This window comes from Planktothrix sp. PCC 11201 (genome assembly GCF_900009135.1).
In the GTDB taxonomy this organism is placed as follows: domain Bacteria; phylum Cyanobacteriota; class Cyanobacteriia; order Cyanobacteriales; family Microcoleaceae; genus Planktothrix.
In genome coordinates this window covers 1-1,144 of record NZ_LT797712.1, presented here as the reverse complement: position 1 = coordinate 1,144, position 1,144 = coordinate 1, and the positions used below count along the sequence as shown (strand labels likewise).

Below are 1,144 nucleotides of genomic sequence, written 5' to 3'. Positions count from 1 at the left end.
TAGACATCTCCGAAATAAAAATGGGGAGGGATAGCAAGATGGTAAAATTTGATTTTACCCCAAGGAGAGATGACTAAATTAAGAGGCTATCTGGACAAGAATCCCCAGCAAACAAAAAGGCTATTAGGGATGGAATATGAACAGTTGATAGAACTAATTCAAGCCGCGGAGTTATTAGAACAAGAAAAACGACAAGAACGAGAAAAAGCTAAGATCAGGTTGATTAAAGCAGGTGGGGGTCGTCACCAGAAATTATCTGTGGAGGAACAAATCTTACTAACTCTAATTTATCTGCATCAGATGCCCACATTTCAAATGTTAGGGTTACAGTTTGAAGTGAGTGAATCAACAGCGAATGATATTTTCCATAACGGGATAAAAATATTGAGAGAATTACTGCCAGCCAGTTTACTTGAGCAAGTAAAAAAAAACGAGAGTGATTGGGAGTGGGTAGAAAAAATTCTGCTGGAATATGAGTTAGTAGTAGATAGCTATGAACAGCCCATGCAAAGACCAACAGACAATGAAGAGCAGAAAAAATATTACTCAGGAAAGAAAAAAACACATACCTTTAAAAATCAAGTCATTGTCATGCCGAGCGGGAAAGAAATAGTGGATGTAGCTGTGGGTTATACCGGAGCAACAAGCGATCTGAAATTGTGGAGAGAAAGAAGGGAGGAATTGGGGAATCATCAAAAATACAGGGGGGATAAAGCTTATGTAGGGGAAACAGCAATTAATACACCACATAAGAAACCGAGGAATCAAGAAATATCCCTTGAAAATCGAGAAGAAAATCGGTTAAAAGCCAAACAAAGGATTGTAGTCGAACATTTAATAAGACTGATAAAAATTTATCGAGTTGCTTCAGAAAGATTTCGGTTAAAGAGCCAAAATTATGAAGCAGTAATCTTGACAGTATGTGGACTAATAAGATGGCGAATAGGAGCGATTGTATTATCATCTAAGAATTGCCCAGAATACTTTTGAAAAATGATTGAATATCAGAAATAAAATTCATTAATTATTATTAATGTAACTGAAAAAGCCTATGAATCCGTTACTTTAGGAGAAACCGGCACAGGAGTGCTAGAGACTCAAAAAGTAGCGATAGAGGGCATTTGAGGATTTTCGGAGATGTCTA

Annotated in this window: 1 protein-coding gene; it reads left to right on the top strand. The window is 36.9% G+C overall.

Annotated features, from left to right (window positions below):
• The first annotated feature begins 69 nt into the window (after window positions 1-69).
• Complete coding sequence (locus PL11201_RS25335) at window positions 70-990, top strand: transposase family protein (RefSeq protein ID WP_079676644.1); 921 nt, start codon at window positions 70-72, stop codon at window positions 988-990.
• Window positions 991-1,144 lie beyond the last annotated feature (154 nt).

Bases quoted from the DNA above. Each gene is read 5' to 3' on its own strand.
- PL11201_RS25335 (WP_079676644.1), top strand. From the start codon at position 70: ATGACTAAATTAAGAGGCTATCTGGACAAGAATCCCCAGCAAACAAAA.